16 protein-coding genes and 1 tRNA gene are annotated in these 19,356 nt (G+C 33.9%); 12 read left to right on the plus strand and 5 right to left on the minus strand.

Translation table 11 applies throughout. The features are described 5' to 3' along the window. Nucleotides 1–4 precede the first annotated feature (4 nt). Nucleotides 5–2,476, plus strand: coding sequence for an FG-GAP-like repeat-containing protein (locus HM984_RS06210; RefSeq protein ID WP_179348538.1), 2,472 nt, complete (start codon nucleotides 5–7; stop codon nucleotides 2,474–2,476). An 87-nt stretch (nucleotides 2,477–2,563) separates the two neighbouring features. Then, the gene (locus HM984_RS06215; RefSeq protein ID WP_179348539.1) at nucleotides 2,564–3,478 is read left to right on the plus strand and encodes an ABC transporter ATP-binding protein; all 915 of its coding nucleotides are present in this window, start codon (nucleotides 2,564–2,566) and stop codon (nucleotides 3,476–3,478) included. On the opposite strand, the gene HM984_RS06220 is transcribed toward HM984_RS06215, so the two are convergent. Then, entirely contained in the window at nucleotides 3,457–4,467 is a 1,011-nt protein-coding gene (locus HM984_RS06220; RefSeq protein WP_179348540.1) for a helix-turn-helix transcriptional regulator, read from the minus strand. The two genes, HM984_RS06215 and HM984_RS06220, sit on opposite strands and share 22 nt — an antisense overlap. A gap of 117 nt (nucleotides 4,468–4,584) precedes the next feature. Here HM984_RS06220 and HM984_RS06225 point away from each other — a divergent pair, with 117 nt between their 5' ends. From HM984_RS06225 to HM984_RS06245, 5 genes are all read left to right on the plus strand, one after another. Then, the gene (locus HM984_RS06225; protein ID WP_115808313.1) at nucleotides 4,585–5,205 is read left to right on the plus strand and encodes a hypothetical protein; all 621 of its coding nucleotides are present in this window, start codon (nucleotides 4,585–4,587) and stop codon (nucleotides 5,203–5,205) included. A 456-nt stretch (nucleotides 5,206–5,661) separates the two neighbouring features. After that, the gene (locus HM984_RS06230; protein WP_257018454.1) at nucleotides 5,662–6,210 is read left to right on the plus strand and encodes a tetratricopeptide repeat protein; all 549 of its coding nucleotides are present in this window, start codon (nucleotides 5,662–5,664) and stop codon (nucleotides 6,208–6,210) included. Nucleotides 6,211–6,362: 152 nt separating this feature from the next. After that, a tRNA-OTHER gene (locus HM984_RS06235) sits at nucleotides 6,363–6,503 on the plus strand. A gap of 783 nt (nucleotides 6,504–7,286) precedes the next feature. Further along, entirely contained in the window at nucleotides 7,287–8,387 is a 1,101-nt protein-coding gene (locus HM984_RS06240) for a slipin family protein (protein ID WP_179348541.1), read from the plus strand. Nucleotides 8,388–8,606: 219 nt separating this feature from the next. Beyond that, on the plus strand, nucleotides 8,607–10,001 hold the full coding sequence (locus HM984_RS06245) for an RtcB family protein (protein WP_179348542.1): 1,395 nt from the start codon (nucleotides 8,607–8,609) through the stop codon (nucleotides 9,999–10,001). Nucleotides 10,002–10,522: 521 nt separating this feature from the next. Here HM984_RS06245 and HM984_RS06250 read toward each other — a convergent pair. The 4 genes from HM984_RS06250 to purN form a co-directional block, all read right to left on the minus strand. Further along, nucleotides 10,523–12,421, minus strand: coding sequence for an amidophosphoribosyltransferase (locus tag HM984_RS06250; RefSeq protein WP_115808310.1), 1,899 nt, complete (start codon nucleotides 12,419–12,421; stop codon nucleotides 10,523–10,525). Between the two features lie 67 nt (nucleotides 12,422–12,488). Next, entirely contained in the window at nucleotides 12,489–13,415 is a 927-nt protein-coding gene (locus tag HM984_RS06255; protein WP_115808309.1) for a PfkB family carbohydrate kinase, read from the minus strand. Nucleotides 13,416–13,495: 80 nt separating this feature from the next. Beyond that, entirely contained in the window at nucleotides 13,496–14,137 is a 642-nt protein-coding gene (locus HM984_RS06260; RefSeq protein WP_115808308.1) for a ribonuclease H1 domain-containing protein, read from the minus strand. A gap of 97 nt (nucleotides 14,138–14,234) precedes the next feature. Next, the gene (gene purN / locus HM984_RS06265; protein WP_115808307.1) at nucleotides 14,235–14,801 is read right to left on the minus strand and encodes a phosphoribosylglycinamide formyltransferase; all 567 of its coding nucleotides are present in this window, start codon (nucleotides 14,799–14,801) and stop codon (nucleotides 14,235–14,237) included. A gap of 183 nt (nucleotides 14,802–14,984) precedes the next feature. On the opposite strand from purN, the gene HM984_RS06270 reads away from it, so the two are divergent. The 5 genes from HM984_RS06270 to pyk all read left to right on the plus strand — a co-directional run bounded on the left by HM984_RS06270 (nucleotide 14,985) and on the right by pyk (nucleotide 19,285). Beyond that, the gene (locus HM984_RS06270) at nucleotides 14,985–15,218 is read left to right on the plus strand and encodes an acyl carrier protein (RefSeq protein WP_020897533.1); all 234 of its coding nucleotides are present in this window, start codon (nucleotides 14,985–14,987) and stop codon (nucleotides 15,216–15,218) included. 13 nt (nucleotides 15,219–15,231) lie between these two features. Beyond that, the gene (gene fabF / locus HM984_RS06275) at nucleotides 15,232–16,482 is read left to right on the plus strand and encodes a beta-ketoacyl-ACP synthase II (RefSeq protein WP_115808306.1); all 1,251 of its coding nucleotides are present in this window, start codon (nucleotides 15,232–15,234) and stop codon (nucleotides 16,480–16,482) included. A gap of 6 nt (nucleotides 16,483–16,488) precedes the next feature. Then, entirely contained in the window at nucleotides 16,489–17,229 is a 741-nt protein-coding gene (gene rnc, locus HM984_RS06280) for a ribonuclease III (RefSeq protein ID WP_115808305.1), read from the plus strand. 132 nt (nucleotides 17,230–17,361) lie between these two features. Beyond that, nucleotides 17,362–17,841: an IPExxxVDY family protein gene (locus HM984_RS06285; RefSeq protein ID WP_115808304.1), complete on the plus strand. Its 480-nt coding sequence runs from the start codon at nucleotides 17,362–17,364 to the stop codon at nucleotides 17,839–17,841. A gap of 1 nt (nucleotide 17,842) precedes the next feature. Next, a complete protein-coding gene (pyk, locus tag HM984_RS06290) occupies nucleotides 17,843–19,285 on the plus strand; it encodes a pyruvate kinase (protein ID WP_115808303.1) in 1,443 nt (480 codons plus the stop codon). The last annotated feature ends 71 nt before the right edge of the window (nucleotides 19,286–19,356 follow it).

A 19,356-nucleotide genomic window follows, 5' to 3' on the forward strand; every position in this document is an offset into this window, starting at 1 on the left:
TGATATGAAAAAAACACTACTTATTACATTGGTTCTAACGTTGTTTTGCGCTCACAGTTATGGCCAGGAATTAAACAAATTTGCGAATTGGCCTAACAATCAGTGGGTGCTGTCTGGCACTTATGATGCAGCATATTTAGATGCAGATCCAACAACAACGAGCGCATCATTTTCATTTAATGATGATGAAGCAGGAGGAGCTTCTGATAATACCATTGCTGCTGAATCTCCTATTATAGACTTAACTAACGCTTTTAATGCCAATGAAATTGAAATAAAAGTGGAGTTTGCATATGTTTATAATATATATCAAAATGATCAATCTTTATTTTTACAATACTGGGATAATAGTACTAGTCAGTGGGTTAATTGGGGGGCCGAAATTTTGCCTAATTCATCAACTCAAGGCAATTTTTGCAATGCTAGTTCTACAAACTATTCTAGCGAATTATTAGATATTTCTGGGTTTTCAAACACGCAATTAACAGGGTTTAAGTACCGCATGTTATATGACGATAATGATTCTTTCGGATGGGGCTTTTGTATTGATTCTCCTACGATAAGTTCTTCTGCATTGTTGCCTTGTCCAAATGTTTCATCGATTTCTCTAAGCAATATCAATACGGTTAGTGCTATGGCTAGTTGGACTGCTGGTGGGTCAGAAACGTCATGGGAAGTAGTAATTCAATTAGCTACAGATGGAGTGCCAACATCTGGTACGACATCGGCAATTACTAATTATAGCTTTACCAACCTTTCGCCAGGAACAGCTTATAGGATTTATATTAGAGCAAATTGTGTTGCTGATGGTTATAGTTATTGGGAAACCGTAAGTTTTACGACTGGAACAAATAATACGGGAGATCCAGTATCATTCACTACCAACCCGATAAATACAATAGGTGTATATGATATTGCACTTGTAGATTTAAATGGGGATTTTTTAGACGATGTTGTTTCTGTAAGTACTAATAGTTTAAATATACATTATCAAGTGGCTTCTGGTGGTTTTAATATGACAAATATACCAACGCCAGGTGTTACTAGTGGACCAAATTGGAGTTTGGCTGCAGGTGATTTTGATCGTAATGGCTATAATGACCTTTTATACGGAGGTGGTGCGCGTGTTACTTTTTTACAAGCCAATAATACAGGTACAGGCTATAGTCCAATATCAGGATCAGAGTATGTGTTCTCTCAACGTTCTAATTTTGTGGATATTAATAACGATGGTCACTTAGATGCCTTTGTTTGTCATGATGTAGATCCCAATGTCTATTATATTAATGACGGATCTGGAAATTTAACATTCCATCAAGGTCAAAGTGCCGTATTACCAAATGGAATAGGTTTAGTGCCAGGTGGTGGTAATTATGGTACTGTTTGGATCGATTTTGATAATGATAGAGATATGGATTTATTTATTGCAAAGTGTAGAGGGGGGTCTTCAATTAGTATCAATGAACTATGGAGAAATGACGGTAATGGTGTCTTTGTAAATATTGCAGATAGTAATGGTTGGTACGACACAAATTATCCAAGTGTAGGTCACGATAATTCTTCTAATTTAGGAGACTTAGTACAAACATGGTCTTCTGCTTGGGCAGATTTTGATAACGATGGAGATATGGATGTTTATGTTGGGGCGAGTAGTACTTCTGACGGGTATTCTAAGTTGATGCAGAATAATGGAGATGGCACTTTTACAGATGTAACTGCTGGCTCTGGGGTTCTATCGGCAACAATGGGAATAGAAAATGCGCCGGCGGATTTTGACAATGATGGTTACGTAGATATTTTAAGTAATGGAGACATATTATTTAATAACGGGGATTTCACATTTACTAATCACTCCTCTAATATGCCCCCAAGTGGTGCTATCGGAGATGTAAATAATGATGGCTTTTTAGATGTTTTTCGGAATGGAAATATTTATTTAAACAATACAAATGCCAATAACTGGATAAAGATAAATACCGTAGGAACAATAAGTAATATCAATGGTATTGGTGCTAGAGTAGAAATACAAACATCTAACGGCACACAAATAAGAGATGTGAGGAGTGGAGAAGGTTTTGAGTATATGAGTTCGTTAAACACACATTTCGGAATTGGTAATTCAACAAGTATTAATAGCATCACTATTTACTGGCCGTCTGGTACTGTAGATTTTATTTCAAATCCGGCTATAAATACAGCACATACTATTGTTGAAGGTTCTGCCTTGAGCGTTATAGATGAAACTTTAGTAGATGTTTCTATTTACCCTAATCCGGTGGAAGCAGAACTTACAATCAAAACTTCTGCAAACGTTATTAATAAAATCGCAACAGTTTTTGATATTAATGGGAAACGTATTCTTAGCCAAAAACTAGATTCAAATACTATTAACGTTTCAAATCTAACTAGTGGAATTTACTTTTTAAGATTAGAATCTGAAGGGAAAATTATAAAACGAAAGTTTATAAAAAAATAATTTTAGACTATAAATGGTTTGAAGCCGTTTGAGAAATCAAGCGGTTTTTTTTATGACAATTCTTTAACGATGTAGTATTTTTGTAATATGCTTCAAGTAAAAAATGTCACTTTCGGGTATTCTAAAACTAAGGTTTTAAAAGCTATTGATTTTAATGTTGAAGCCGGAGAAAACCTTGCTATTATTGGCGAAAGTGGCTCTGGTAAAAGCACGCTATTAAAACTTATATACGGCGAGTACGATTTAAAACAGGGTCTGATTTTTTGGAAAGATGAAGAGATTCTTGGTCCAAAATATAATTTGGTTGTGGGTTACGATTTTATGAAATACGTGACCCAAGAATTCGACTTAATGCCGGTGATTACAGTTGAAGAAAATATAGGTAAACACTTATCACGCTTTTACCCTGAAGAAAAACAAAAACGCACTGAGGAATTAATAAAAGTGGTAGAACTTGAAGCCTTTGCAAATACCAAGGTGAAATTCTTAAGTGGCGGACAAAAACAACGTGTAGCGATTGCTAGAGCATTAGCAAAAGAACCCGAAATCTTATTACTAGACGAACCGTTTAGTCATATTGATAATTTTCAAAAACAAGGCTTGCGACGTAATGTTTTTAATTACTTAAAATCAAAACATATAGCGTGTATTGTTGCGACTCACGACAGAAATGATGTGCTTGGCTTTGCAGACGAAATGATAGTGCTTAGCGAGGCTGAAATCATAGCTAAAGACACACCTCAAAATTTATATAAAAATCCTAAGCAACCATTAATCGCTTCATTTTTTGGCGAATTTAATGTCATAGAACCCTACGGAATTGTGTATGCTAATCAGATTCAAATTGTAGACGACTCAGATTTAAAAGCTGTTGTGGAAACGTCTTATTTTAATGGAAGTTCGTGGTTGATTGAAGCGGATTATAAATCTGAATCAATATTTATTGAGCATAATTTGGAGTTAAAAAAAGATGCCGAAATTCAATTTTCAATCTCTTCATAATTTCTTAATGAAGTTTTTAGTTTTTTAAGCATTCTGTTCCTCAATTTTAGTGGTTTTAAAACTTCAATAGTATCACCAAAGCCTAAAATAAGACGTTCCAATTCAAAATTAATTTGCACAAAAATATTGAAAATCACACCGTCCTCTTTTTCTTCAATAATACGCTGCGACGGATGAAAAGGTTTTGTAATGACATAAGGAGCGTTTTTATGATCTATTTTAAATTGAATCCGTTCAGCTCTAGAATTTGATACGGTAACACCAACAACATCTCTATAATAGACGTCACCATCAATTTTGAAATCTTCATAAATTTCATCATCAAGCGATACAATTTCAGTCATTCTGTCTAAAGCCAAAGTGATAAATTTTCCTTTTTGACTTGCTAATAAAAACCACCTGTTATTAAATTCTTTTAGTAATTGTGGATGTACAATCATCACACTTGCTTTTCGTGCTTTAAAAGATTGATAAGTTACTTCAATCACCTTTTTAGTTTGAATAGCATCGTATAAAACATCGATAAATTCAAGCCCTTTTAGCTGTTCGTTTTTATCTAAATGAATAATAGCACGTTTGTCTTTCTGTGATGAATTTACCGAATCTTCCAAACGTTGTAAAACACCATCCATTTCTTTAAATAACGAAAAATCTTTAAACTGTCTCAGTAACTGAATCGCCTCATTCATCACTGTTATATCCTTATCGGTTACAGGAATATTAATAATGCTATAATCAGCATCCTCATATTTATAAAACTTACGATCATAAACCACAATGGGTGCATTATAACCCAGCTTGTCGCTTCGCATCATTTGTAAATCTAACTGAACAGTTCTTTTGCTGACATCAACAGCTTTGCCTTCGTATTCGTATAAAGCATCCGAAACCGCTTCAATTAAGTCATTAAGCGTCCATTGTCTAAACTGGTTTTGAAGACATTTATCAATGGTTTTATAGCGTATTAATGCGTTTTTGTTTACTGCCATTTTATTAATTTGAGCTAAAGTTCCTGTAGGGTTTCAATTCTTAAATTTAAAAGAAAATATTCACTACGCAAAAACATTGCGCATATCAATCAAATATTTGTCTCAAATACTAAATCAATGGAAACTTTAAAACTTAAAATATACGATGTATTAAAAGAAGAAATAACCATTTCAGAATTTGAAAATTGGTTATATAATTCTGAATATATGAAAACTGAAATCAAAGCAGATTCATTATTATTTGATGTCATAAATATTAATTATAGACTCGAAAATTCTTTGAAAATCCTAAAAAATTTGAGCTTAAAAAATTTTTCAGAAGAAGAACTTTTAATTTTTAAATTAGAATATAATTGTTACAAGATAGTTAACTCGGAAGATACTAAAAACTATAAAAAATATGTTCTAAACATAATTCAGGATTTTGAATTTGACAATGACTTTGAAGGCTTTGGGGAGTTTTACTATATCTACTACTCTTTTGATGGTTATGATTATAATCAATATCAAAACATATCATCCAATAATCTAAATTCAAAAACCAAACATTTAGCAAATTCACTATTAAAAAGCTTGAAAAATTGTAATAGTATTGAGGAAAAAATTAAAACGCTTAAGCTTAAAAAAGAACCCGAAAATGACGAGGAAAATATCAATGTTTTAGAGTTTAAAAGTTTACAAAGCAATAAAAAATTAACCTTAGTTCAAAAATTATTTGCATTTCTCAAAAAAATATAATACTTCGTATTATGGAGCTCAATTTTAAGTGATTTGAAAAATAAATTTTGTAAAGTCGAAAAAAAAGCTAAATATTTGCAACGCAATAAATTAATATTCTGGCCACTGAGCGAAGTCGAAGTGAGCTAAATTGCAACCAAAATCAAATTAATAATTAGAAACTATGAGTTTATTTATAACATATCAAAACGATCCAAAAGGAATTCTGCCTTTTGTGATGCTTCGTGATTATCGTTAGATAAACTTTTCAAATTTATAAATGAAAAATCCGAAGCCAGTTAAATACTGTTTCGGATTTTTTGTTTTCCACTATTAGCGATTCTGCTAAGCATATTTCCACAAACAGTAATTATAAAACGAACTTTATGTCATTCTGAGCACAACGAAGAATCTCATCTACAGTTCAAATGAAACTATAAATATTTAAAAAAGAGATCCTGAATCAAGTTCAGGACAATGAAAACCATGGACACGAATTTGTTAAACAACTACGTGCTTAAAGCCATAGATGCTTATCCATACGAACTAGAAGAAACTGTAGAAAATCTAAACTACGCCTTATCCTATGAATCTAACAATGCTTATGCTTTGTATTTAATGGGACGTTTACAAGCCGAACAATTTGGCGATTACGAAAAAGCCAAGCACTATTATGCAGAGGCTTTGGCAAGCAAACTGGATTTTCACAAAGTGTATGCGCACTACATTTTAGTTTTAATATGGAATGAAGATTACGACGAAGCTCAGAAATTAATTGATTTCGCATTGACTGTAAAAGGAGTCTATAAAAGTGAAATCCAACTATTTCAAGGCTGCGTTTTTGAATGTCTTCAGAAATATAAGAAAGCATTAAAGGCTTTAAAGCTCGCAAAGCGATTAGGTTACAATAACAGTTACATCAGCTTTATAGATTCTGAAATGAAAAGAATCAAGAATAAAATGAAACCTGAAAAGACTAAAAAAACTAAGAGCAAGAAGAAAAAAAAGAAGAAAAACAAAAAATAATTTAACTACGCAAAAAGATTGCGCAATAGCTCAGAATATTTGCAGAGTAATTAATTAGAAGTCTTTTTGGAATCAGATTTTTAAAGGTAGCGCTCTGCTAGAAAAAGGAGTCTAGCAGAGCTTAATAAAAGTTCTTTAACATAACAAAAAACGGAAGCATAGAGCAATTGGTTGGCTCGCCTGACTGAAATGCGTTTTTACGCATTCAACGAATCTTATTTATAAAAATAAAAATTGTTGAGTTAAAATCTGATTTCATAATGAACGTGTAGGTTCGAGTCCTACTGCTTCCACATCAAGCAAGTCTTGTTAAGTGTTTCTGTATAGCACTATTGTATAAATCCTTACTGTTTAGTATGAGGTTTTTATATGCAACTTGACTTGAAGGCTTCGGTTATTAGCCAAATAATAACCACCATCTATGTACACAGGTTCGAATCCTGTCTTCTCTAACGGGAAGTAGCTAAGTCCGGTTAAGCAGTAGATTCAATATGTAGGTTCGAATCCTACCAAGATCAAACGGTCTTGTGGCGGAACTGGTAAACGCTCAACACTTTGGATGTTGTTTTGAAATGGACTCATAGTCCATATCCCAGAGCTGGTTAACTCACAAAAAGGACCACCAAGTGCGTCACACTTTAAATGGCAAAAACAAAGTGAACTAAAACTCGCAATAGCAACTTGTTGTTAGCGCAGTCTAGAAAACACCTTGACATATAAAATGTATTATAGGTCGCTTTAGGTATTCTTTTAAAGATTCATTTTTCAATAAACGTTTCGGCAATAGTCGTTTCTGTTTTGATAAATCATCTGCAAAACAAGTCTTAAAACACTTAAAATCTATTGTATTTCCGTAGTTAGAAAGATGGTTTTCTTTCGCTTTGTTTTAATTGAATAGTCATTCTGGAAAACGGAATTCTATTATAAATGTATAACCGTTCTGAAGTAAAAAAAAAGAAAACTAAAGGACAAAAAATTAGAAATCATGAACCATCCATAACTATAAGTTAGTCGTCTGGTTCAGGTGATTAAATGGATGCACCATTTGATAATTAAATAACAATAAAGCAGAACAAATGAATAGAGAAAGAATTCATGCAGGTACAGTAGGTTTGGTGTTTAAAAATGGTAATTACACGCGTGTTATTACGGAAGGAAAACATTGGATAAAATTTAGCGAGCAAGTCTTAAGATGCGATTTGTCACAAGCTTTCAGTGCGCCAAAAGCATTAGAAATCTTGCTTAAAGATGAGGTTTTAGCAGCAATGTTAACTCTAATTGATGTAAAGGATAATGAGATTGTTTTGGTTTACGAAAACAAAAACTTTAAACGCATCTTAACTGCTGGTCGTTATACATTTTGGAACAGCTTAATTGACTACAAATTTGTAACTGCCGATTTAAGTAAAATCGAAATTACAGAAGACATCAGTAAAGCCTTGTATAGCAACATGCAATTGCGTCAATACATTAGAACTTTTGAAGTTGCCGCTTTTGAGAAAGCTATTATGATTGTTAATGATACGTTTGTTAAAATCCTTGAACATGGTACTTACCATTTCTGGAAAAACGAGCAAACCATTAAAATCGCAAAAGCCGATATGCGTCAATTGCAATTAGAAGTTGCTGGTCAAGAATTATTAACCAAAGACAAAGCGACCGTTCGTATTAACTTTTATGCACAATACAAGGTTACAGATATTGAAACGGCGTTAATGCAAAACAAAGATTACGAAAAGCAATTGTACACTATTTTGCAATTGGCATTAAGAGCGTTTGTTGGCGCTTATACTTTAGACGAATTGTTAGAGCAAAAGGAAACGATTGCCGAAGCGGTTTTGAAAAACGTAAAAACACAAGCCACCAAGTTAGGTGTCAATGTATTGCATGCGGGTGTTAGAGACGTCATTTTACCAGGTGATATGAAAGAGATCATGAACCAAGTTTTAATGGCGCATAAAAAAGCACAAGCCAATGTAGTGACAAGGCGAGAAGAAACAGCTTCTACTCGTAGTTTGTTAAACACCGCTAAATTAATGGAAGACAACAGCATGTTGTTTAAATTAAAAGAGATGGAATATGTTGAGAAAATTGCTGATAAAATTGGCGAAATCACAGTTGCTGGTAACGGCAATGTTATTGAACAATTAAAAGATATTTTCTCTGTGAATAAGTAAGTTTTATAATCCTGCAAGGTTTCAAAAACCTTGTAGGTATTATAAGTAGCCAAACCTACAAGGTCAAAAAAAAGACCTTGCAGGATAAATAGAATTCAAGTACGCAAAAATATTGCGCAACACACTATAATATTTGTAGTGTGATTTAAATGTCATTCAGGGTGTCACACTGAGCGCAGTCGAAGTGCAAAGCTAAGAATCTCACAAAAGAAAGAAAACATGAAAACTAGAATAACAGGTCACGATTTAAAAGCCTTAGGTTTTACACAAGGGAAATGGATGAAAGAAGCCATTGCTTATATTAATGACAACAAATTAGAAGGAGAAGAAATGGAAACGTATTTAGAGCAATTTAAATCACCAGATCCCATAGGATTACATAAAACGTCAATTGATTTTTCTATAAACATCAAAGCAGAAAACGAAGAAGAAAAAGACAACGTTGATAAAGTTATTAATTCAATGCAAACCTTAATGAAAACACCAACATTAGTTGGTGGAGCCATTATGCCAGATGCTTGTCCTGCTGGTCCAGACGGAACAATCCCTGTTGGGGGCGTAGCAGTCGCCAAAAATGCCATTCATCCAGGACTACATAGTGCAGATATTTGTTGTTCGGTGATGCTAACCGATTTCGGACAAGCAGATCCAAAAGCTATTTTAGATGCAGCACATGCGAGCACACATTTTGGTCCTGGTGGACGCGATAGAGATTCGCAGTTTCGATTTCCGAAGGAACTATTAGAATCTTTTGAATCTAACTATTTTTTAAATGATGGTAACATGCTTTCTATTGCAAGATCGCATTTAGGAACACAAGGTGATGGTAATCATTTCTTGTTTGTTGGAACCTCTAAAAAAACAGGAAATACTATGATGGTAACACATCATGGATCTAGAGGTCCTGGAGCACGTTTGTACACAAAAGGTATGAAAATCGCTGAACGTTTTAGAAAAGAATTGTCGCCAGATACTAAGAAACAAAATGCGTGGATTCCTTTTAAAACGGAAGAAGGACAATCGTATTGGGAGGCGCTTCAAATTATAAGAGACTGGACAAAAACAAATCACGAAGTGTTGCATAATTCAGTTGCAGAATCTTTAGAAATAGCTATTGAAAACCGCTACTGGAACGAGCATAATTTTGTCTTTAAAGATGGTGATTTATTTTACCACGCCAAAGGCGCAACACCACTAGATGCGAAGTTTATGCCAGATATTACAGGACCACGATTGATTCCGTTGAATATGTCTGAACCTGTACTTATTGTTGAAGGTAATACCACAAATACCAATTTAGGTTTTGCACCACATGGTGCAGGTAGAAACGTGAGTAGAACACAACATAGAAAAAGTAAAACGGGAACTACAATGCAAATCTTTAAAGAGGAAACGCCTGGATTAGATATCCGATTTTTCTCAAAGGAAATTGATATTACCGAGTTGCCATCTGCTTATAAAAATGCACAAAACGTAAGAAATCAAATGGAAGAATACGGTTTAGGTAAAGTTATTGACGAAGTGATGCCTTATGGTTGTATTATGGCTGGTGATTGGCAAAAGAATGCTCCTTGGAAGGTAAGACGAGAGAAGAAAAAACGAAATAGAAAGTAAACCGTAGAAAGGGATAAAAAGTAGGCTGACTTCGGTTGGTCTGCTTTTTTTTAATAAAAAGGAGAGATCGTTATAAAAGTTGCTGATTATGAGATTATTAAAAATGAAAAAGGATGAACAGTTGTTCATCCTTTTTGCCCCAAATCTACCATAAACTTAACCTACTTATGTTATGGTGAGTCAAATATAAGCGGACAATATTGTAAGTATTGCATTTTTTGGATAAACGACCTATATATTAGTCTAAGCGTGGAAAGTGCAGTGTTTATAAGAAAATAACTGTATAAATACACATTATGTATAAATATAGGTCTTAAAGTGTTATTTCAGTAAAGGGCATAAAAAAAGGTGAACGAAGTTCACCTTTTTTTGCCCCAAATCTACCATGAACTTAACCTACTTATGTTATGGTGATAGCAATGTATATTTAATTTGTTAAAACGAATCAACAATCGGATTAAGTGCGTTTTTATCCGATAAAATACATATTTTATCGGATAAAAGGCCTTTTGTGCTCGGTTTTAGTATGCGCGTTCTTTATTTCCTTCGTAAAAATTAATAAAAGCTCTATTTACAACTCTATTTCCACCTGGTGTAGGATAATCTCCTGTAAAATACCAATCTCCTAAATTCTTAGGACATGCTTTGTGCAGGTTTTCAACAGGTTGGAAAATAATTTTAACTTCTGCTTTTATATCTTCACCACCTAATAATTCCGAAATCTTATCAGAAATTTGTTCATCTGTAAAATTAGCATAGATCTCTTTTACATAATTTACAATATTCTTGTCCTTCATTTGGACTTGCGCTACACATTTCTTATAAATCTCTTCGACAATATGGTATTGGTTATTGTCTTTTAATAGCTCTAAAGCAGCTTTAAAAGCGATTAGTGTTTCAAGGTTTGCCATGTCTATACCATAACAATCAATATAACGAATTTGAGGAGCAGAAGAAACCACAACAATTTTCTTAGGGTTTAATCGGTCCATCATTTTAATGATACTCTTTTTAAGCGTTGTACCTCTTACAATACTATCATCAATGATCACTAAGTTATCTGTAGGCTTTATAACACCATATGTAACATCATAGACGTGTGCAACCAAATCATCTCTACTACTATCTTCGGTAATAAAGGTTCTTAGCTTCACATCTTTAATGGCTATTTTTTCAATTCTTGGCCGTTCAGATAAAATTTCGGTAACACGATCCGAAGATAGTTTTCCATTCCCATCAAGTATAGATTTTGTTTTCTTTTCGTTGAGGTGATCTTCAACGGTTTCAATCATACCATAAAATGAAGTTTCCGCCGTATTAGGAATATATGAAAACACACTATTTTTGGTGTCATTATTAATCGCTTCAAGTACTTTAGGCATTAATAAACGACCAAGCATTTTACGTTCTTGGTAAATTTCAGCATCACTACCACGAGAAAAATAAACACGTTCAAAAGAACAAGCTTTACGTTCTAAAGGCTCTAATATCTTCTTAATTTTTGTTTCACCAGATTTTTTGGTGATAATAGCATGGCCTGGATCCAATTCCTTCACCGCTTCAAAAGGAACATTAAAAACGGTTTGAATTACAGGACGTTCTGATGCTACGACAACAATCTCATCATCTTTATAATAGTAAGCTGGTCTAATTCCAGACGGATCTCTTAATACAAAAGAGTCACCATGGCCTAATAAACCTGCCATAGCATAACCACCATCCCAATTTTTGGCTGCATGCTTTAATATTTTACCAACTTTTAAACGTTCAGCAATTAAGGGGGAACATTCATTTTTATTGTAGCCTTCTTTTTTAAGGTCTTTGTAAATTTTTGAAACAGCATCATCTAAAAAATGACCTATTTTTTCCATTACTGTAATGGTGTCTGCTTTCTCTTTTGGATGCTGGCCGATTTCAATAAGATTATCGAAAAGTTCATTAACATTAGTCATGTTAAAGTTACCAGCAACAATAAGGTTTCTATGCATCCAATTGTTTTGTCTTAAAAACGGATGAACACTTTCTACACTATTTTTACCAAATGTACCATACCTCACATGCCCCAATAATACTTCGCCAATGTACGGAATGTGTTTTTTCTGTAAATCAACATCGTCTTGGTATTCCGGGTGAGTAGTGAGCTCGTGGTTAATACGTTCGTTAATTTGAGCAAAAATATCCTGTATCGGTTGCTGAGCAATAGATCGCACACGACTGATGTAACGTTCACCTGGTTTTACGTCTAATTTAATACTTGCAAAACCAGCTCCGTCTTGTCCACGGTTGTGCTGTTTTTCCATCATTAAATACATTTTGTTAACACCATAAAAAGCACTTCCATACTTTTCTTTATAGTATTCTAATGGTTTTAAAAGTCTAATAAGTGCAATTCCGCACTCATGTTTTAACGCATCGCTCATGATTAATTTTTTCCGCTATTTATTTTATGTGAAATAAAAAACGCGCTCAATTTCTGAGCGCGTTAGTTTATGTTAATTCTATATCAAATTGAGTCAGACTCTTAAATTGGTCTAGACGTTTGTAAATTTCTTTATCTGTTAAATTTTGCATGCGCTCGGTGCCAAATTTTTCGACACAAAAGGAGGCTAGAGTTGAGCCGTAGATGACTGCTGTTTTCATATTCTCAAAAGAGAAATCACCTGTTTTAGCTAAATAACCAGCAAAACCACCAGCAAATGTATCACCAGCACCTGTTGGGTCAAATACTTCTTCTAAAGGTAAAGCAGGAGCATAGAATACATTATCATCATGAAACAATAATGCTCCGTGTTCTCCTTTTTTAATAACTACATATTTCGGACCCATTTCATGAATTTTTCTTGCTGCAACTACTAAAGAATATTCTCCAGTTAATTGTCTTGCTTCTTCATCATTAATGGTAATAACATCGACGTTTTTAATCACAGAAAGTAAATCATCTAAAGCGATGTCCATCCAGAAATTCATAGTGTCTAAAATGGCTAACTTCGGCTTCTTAGACATTTGGTCTAATACACCTTGCTGTACAAGTGGGTGTAAATTACCCAACATCACAACTTCTGAGTCTTTATAGTTTTCTGGAACAATAGGATTAAAATGCTCTAAGACATTTAACTCAGTTGCTAACGTGTCACGAGAGTTCATATCGTTATGATACTTGCCACTCCAAAAGAAGGTTTTGCCTTCTTTTACAATTTCGATACCTTCAATATTTACATTTTTGTTTTTTAATAGATCTAAATATTCTTGAGGAAAATCTCCACCAACAACAGAAACTGCTGCAGAATCTACATTAAAATTTGAAGCAGATAAACCTATGTATGTTGCTGCACCACCAAGGATTTTATCGGTTTTACCAAAAGGTGTTTCAATGGCGTCAAAGGCTACAGTGCCAACAATTACTAATTTACTCATAAAAGTAGTTTGGATTAAAGTGCAAATTTACGTAAAATTTATTCCTTGTGAAACATCAATTAATGCAATACAAAATAGATTTATTTCCTACCGAAATCCGCAGGAATTTCTCCCCAAGCCTTAGTTTCCCATTTCACTATAGTTGTAGAATATTCATTAGTCTTTAGCCATTCTACAGCACGATCTACCAAGTCGTAAACCGGTTTGTTTTTGGCGCTACGTTTTAACTTCGAATTACAGGTTTTTTTACGTACCCAACTCATAGCCGTTCTAGAATCCGTATACATAATACGCTCGCTATTGTGTTGTTTTAAAAAAGCTAAGCCATGAACTAAAGCTAAAAACTCACCAATATTATTAGTGCCTTGTTCAAAAGGGCCTTGAATAAAGAGTTGTTTTTTTGTCTTTGTATCTACACCTCTATATTCCATAATACCAGGATTTCCGCTTGATGCGGCATCTACTGATATGGAATTGTAATTAGGTTGTCCTATTTTTTTTAGCTCAGCTTCGGAAAGTCCACTCGAAAACGATTTATTCTTTCCTATATAATCAAAGTAATTCCCTTCTAATGCTTTTTCGGCTTCATCACGCGTAGCGAATGATTTGTATTGTGCGCCTTGGTAATCTTTAATTTGGGCCTTACAGGCATTCCAAGTATTATAGACTCCTTTTTTATGGCCTTGCCAAACAGTATAGTATTTTTTTTTCTTTTTACTCATTTTTACCACCCGTGAAAACGGGAGTCTCTTTATGTTATTCTGAATGAAATGAAGCATCTAGAAAGGATGCTTCAACTCGCTTAGTACGACATCTGAATTATTGATTTAATATTTTCTCAACCACCTTAGGAAAGTGCTCCATTTCCAATAAATGAATCTTTTCAGCGACATCTTCTGCTGAATCGGAAGACAAAACAGTGCATTTTGCCTGAAAAATAATGGCTCCTTCGTCATAATTTTCGTTTACATAATGTATTGTAATGCCAGTTTCGGTCTCTTTATTTTCTACAACAGCGTTATGAACATTCATACCATACATGCCTTTTCCTCCATATTTTGGGAGTAATGCAGGGTGTATATTTATCACTTTATTAGGATATGCTTTAAGTATGAACTCTGGAAATTTCCAGAGAAAACCAGCCAATACAATAAGATCTGGTTGAGACGTTTTTAGGATGTTTAAGACATCTTCAGACTTAGAAAACGCAATCCTATTGAAGGATAAGGCGCTAATATTTAGTTTTTTACAGCGATCCAAAACTTTGGCATGAGGATTGTTAGTTAGTACTTGGATAACAGACGCATTATCGCTGTTGTGAAAAAACTTAATTAAATTTTCAGCATTAGAGCCACTTCCGGACGCAAAAATTACAACACGTTTCATTTACAGGTATATTTCTTCAAATTATTCAAACAAAAAAAAGAATAATAATTAACAATTAAGGTATAACTTAAAATACTTCTGTTTATTTTTACTAAATTAAAAACACATTTTATCGGTAAAGATGAATATTCAAATAAAGTTTTTTATTTTTGCCGTCTAATTAAAACTTAAAATTAAAAAATTATGTCAGACATTGCATCACGAGTAAAAGCGATTATCGTAGATAAATTAGGTGTTGATGAAAACGAAGTTGTAACTGAAGCAAGCTTCACAAACGATTTAGGAGCGGATTCATTAGATACTGTAGAATTAATAATGGAATTCGAAAAAGAATTCGATATTCAAATACCAGACGATCAAGCTGAGAACATTGCTACAGTTGGTCAAGCGGTTTCTTATATAGAAGGAGCAAAATAATAACTCAAATTTTATGGAATTAAAGCGAGTCGTAGTAACGGGTTTAGGTGCACTTACGCCAATAGGAAATACCAAAGACGAATATTGGGAAGCTCTTATAAGTGGAAAGAGTGGTGCTGCTCCTGTGACACATTTTGACCCTGAAAAGTTCAAGACAAAGTTCGCTTGTGAAATAAAAAACTTTGAGGTTACTGACTTTATTGATAGAAAGTTAGCAAAGCGAATGGATAAGTTTTCACAGTATGCAATGGTCGCTTCGGATGAAGCAATTGCAGACTCAAAACTAGATTTAGACGCTGTAAACAAATTAAGAGTCGGAGTCATTTGGGGAGCTGGTATTGGTGGTTTAGAAACATTTCAAGACGAAGTGTTAAACTTTGCTGCTGGTGACGGAACACCTCGATTTAACCCATTCTTCATTCCAAAAATGATTGCTGATATAGCACCAGGAAACATATCTATAAAATATGGTTTTATGGGGCCTAACTATACTACAGTCTCTGCATGTGCATCTTCTGCAAATTCAATGATCGATGCCTTAAACACAATTCGTTTAGGTACTTGTGACGTGATTATTACAGGAGGAAGTGAAGCTGCAGTTACTATCGCTGGTATGGGAGGGTTTAATGCTATGCATGCCATGAGTACGCGAAATGATGATCCACAAACAGCTTCTAGACCATTTGATGCTAACCGAGACGGTTTTGTATTAGGTGAAGGTGCTGGTGCGATTATCTTAGAAGAGTACGAGCATGCAAAAGCAAGAGGAGCTAAAATCTACGCAGAAGTTGTAGGTGGAGGTTTATCTTCAGATGCTTATCATATGACAGCTCCACATCCTGACGGAATTGGTGTTGTTGCGGTAATGAAAAATTGTTTAGAAAATGCTGGTTTAAATCCTGAAGATGTAGATCATATTAATACACACGGAACTTCAACACCTTTAGGTGATGTTGCCGAGTTAAAAGCTATATCTGAAGTATTTGGCAGTCATGCTAAAAATATTAATATTAATTCAACAAAATCGATGACAGGTCACTTGTTGGGTGCTGCTGGTGCTATTGAGTCTATTGCCTCTATATTAGCTATGCAACATGGTATTGTACCACCAACAATCAATCATGAAACGGTTGACGAAAACATCGATCCAGAATTAAACTTAACGCTCAATAAAGCTCAGAAACGAGATATTAAAGTCGCGATGAGTAATACCTTCGGATTTGGCGGACACAACGCCTGTGTATTATTTAAAAAACTAGATTAATCCTGAATGAGTTTCATTCGTAACATATTAAATTCCCGCTCTCAAGAAGACGGGAATTTTTTTTTAAAAATTAAGGAGATCCTTGGGTTTAAACCTAAGACTAAAGCACTCTACATCACTGCTTTTACCCATCGTTCTATGAATTTAAAGGACGATAAAGGTAATACCATTAATTATGAGCGCTTAGAATTTGTTGGGGATGCCATACTAGGATCTGTAATTGCTGCATATCTATTTGAAAAAGTACCACATGGAGATGAAGGCTATCTCACAAAAATGCGTTCTAAGGTTGTTAGTAGAGAACATCTTAATAAGTTGGGTGAAGAGTTAGGACTTATCAATCTTGTTGAAAGTAAAATACCAACATCTAATTTTGGAAATAATATTCATGGTAATCTTTTTGAAGCTTTAGTTGGGGCTATTTACTTAGATAAAGGCTATCGCTTTTGCGAAAAATTCATTTATAAGCGAGTTATTAATCCACATGTAGATATTGAATCTTTAGAAGGAAAAGTTATTAGCTATAAAAGTTTACTAATAGAGTGGTGCCAAAAAGAGAAAAATACTTTCGATTACGATGTGTATGAAGATACAGGTAAGGATGAGTTAAAGCATTTTTCTGTAAAACTTACCATAAATAATAAAGTGGTTTCTAAGGCACGAGCAACATCTAAGAAAAAAGCAGAAGAAAAAGCCTCTAAACGCGCATTTTTTGCTTTACAAAATCAAATAACCAAGCTTCAATAGTATTTAATCTCTCAACAAAATTAAATCAATAGAACTATAACGTTTTCGTAGATTTTAAGAGCTAATCTTAGCATTTTCTTAATAAACTTAAGTTATTATTATACTATATTTACACTTCAAAGTTATAATTGTATGGCTTTACACAAACTTCAGGTAGATGATTTCTACGATGATTCCTATAAACTAATTGCGATTCATTGTAGGGTAGAAGATTATCGATTGGCCTATTTGCTGAACAAGCATTTAGAGCTTAAGTTAGAACGTAAGGATGCAGATATAGATTTTAAATATTTAGAGTCCTCATACAGTATTTTTGAATGGGATAATGAGACAGAATACGTGATGTGGAATTTAATTTCTAACGTCTGTAAGAAGGAGGAAGATAGTTTGCACAGCACAGGAACATTGTTTAGCGATACTGAAAAAGTACTTAAAACGTTTCACCTAATTCCTGAATTTAAGAAGGTAGACTATTTCATTAAAATTTCAGACGAAATACAGAATGTAGACGAAAATCTTATTCTAAATAAGTTAAAAGCCATTCCGCAAATTATAACAAGTTATACGGTAGATCCGTTAAAAATAAGGTCGAAAGACCATCTAATTTTTTGAATTGATGTCAAACAAGAAAACAAAAATAGTAGCCACATTAGGTCCTGCAACGAGCACCAAAGAAGTATTGAAAGCAATGCTAGATGAAGGGTGTAACGTATTTAGAATTAACTTCTCTCATGCAGATTATAAAGACGTTGAAGAACGTATAAAAATGATTAGAGAACTCAATGAAGAGTTTGGGTACAATGCTTCAATTTTAGGAGATCTTCAAGGTCCTAAATTACGTGTCGGAACCATGAAAGGTGAAGTATTTGTAAATCCTGGCGACGAAATTATTTTTGCTACAGGCGAACGTTTTGAAGGAACTAAAGAACGCGTCTACATGACGTATGATAAGTTTCCACAAGATGCAAAACCAGGTGAACGTATTTTATTAGATGATGGAAAATTAATTTTTGAAGTTGTTTCTACAGATAAAATTTCTGAAGTAAAAGCAAGAGTTATACAAGGAGGTCCTTTAAAATCTAAAAAAGGAGTTAACCTTCCAAATACAAATATTTCGCAACCTGCTTTAACAGAAAAAGATATTGAAGATGCTATTTTCGCCATTGGGCAAAAAGTGGATTGGATTGCTTTATCATTTGTGCGTCATGCAGAAGATTTAATGGAATTAGAACAGTTGATTTCTCAACATAGTGATCATAAAATTCCAATTATAGCTAAGATTGAAAAGCCAGAAGCTGTTGAGAATATCGATAAAATTGTTGCGTATTGTGATGGTTTAATGGTAGCTCGTGGTGATTTAGGTGTTGAAATTCCTGCGGAAGAAGTGCCGTTAATTCAAAAGCAGTTAGTGCTAAGAGCTAAACGTGCTAGAATTCCTGTAATTATTGCGACCCAAATGATGGAAACCATGATTACAAGCTTAACACCAACACGTGCAGAGGTTAATGATGTTGCCAATTCTGTTATGGATGGTGCAGATGCTGTAATGTTATCTGGCGAAACATCTGTTGGACAGTATCCGGTTCAGGTTATTCGTCAAATGTCAAATATCATACGAAGTGTAGAAGATTCACCACTTATTGAAGTGCCACAATCTCCACCGCATATTCGTACAAAGCGTTATATTACTAAAGCAATTTGTTATCACGCGGCTAATATGGCAAATGAGATAAATGCAAAAGCAATTTCTACATTAACAAATAGTGGTTATACAGCCTTTCAGATTTCGGCATGGAGACCATCTGCTCATATTTTAGTATTTACATCAAACAGACGTATTTTAACGCAACTAAGTTTACTTTGGGGTGTTACAGCGTTCTATTATGACAAATTTGTAAGTACAGATGAAACGATTGAAGATGTAAACGCAATTGCTTGTAAAAAAGGATATTTAGAAGTTGGTGATATGTTAATTAGTTTAGCAGCAATGCCAATACAAGATAAAGGAATGGTAAATACATTACGAGTTTCAGAAATTGAAAGTTGTAGTTTTTAGAGACTAGCCTTAATAATTAAGATAAAAGAAATGCAGTATTGTTGTTAAACGATACTGCATTTTTTATGTTG

Origin of the sequence: Winogradskyella pacifica (genome assembly GCF_013403915.1) — a bacterium.
Classification (GTDB): domain Bacteria; phylum Bacteroidota; class Bacteroidia; order Flavobacteriales; family Flavobacteriaceae; genus Winogradskyella; species Winogradskyella pacifica.